Source organism: Flavobacterium sp. MEB061, from assembly GCF_000834715.1.
Classification (GTDB): Bacteria; Bacteroidota; Bacteroidia; order Flavobacteriales; family Flavobacteriaceae; genus Flavobacterium; species Flavobacterium pectinovorum.
The window spans coordinates 1-482 of record NZ_JXQR01000062.1; the positions used below are offsets into that span (position 1 = coordinate 1).

Annotated in this window: 1 pseudogene; it reads left to right on the forward strand. The window is 39.4% G+C overall.

The window, feature by feature from the left end:
• A pseudogene (locus RT99_RS25445) lies at nt 1–482 on the forward strand (calcium-binding protein); the annotation flags it as partial.

The following is a 482-nucleotide window of genomic DNA, read 5'->3' on the forward strand; positions in this document are numbered from 1 at the left end:
TAAAATACAAACGTATTGCACCAAAAATCAGACGAGGTGATTTCGTATACTGGTCAACACCGGTAACTCCGCAAAAACTTATTGATGTTTCTCCTTTGACTTTAGGAGATAAATATTTCGGATATAGTGGCGATAATTGGGTAATTACCAATAAAAACACGGTTATGAAAGTAGGTAAAGGATACATCATCCGTGGACCGCAAACCTATTCACTGACAGTAAAAACAGATTATCCTGCTGAATTTAATGGCGTGCCCAACAATGGTGTAATTTTAGGTGAAACACTAACGGCAGGCAAACCGTATTTGATCGGAAACCCATATCCTTCTGCCCTGAGCGCCAAAAAATTTCTGGACCAAAACACAGCTATTTTAGAGGGAACCCTGTATTTCTGGACCCATAATACACCGGTTACTTTAACAGGTGCCTACACTTATACTTCAGATGATTATGCCAGTTATAATTTAACGGGAAGCACAGTG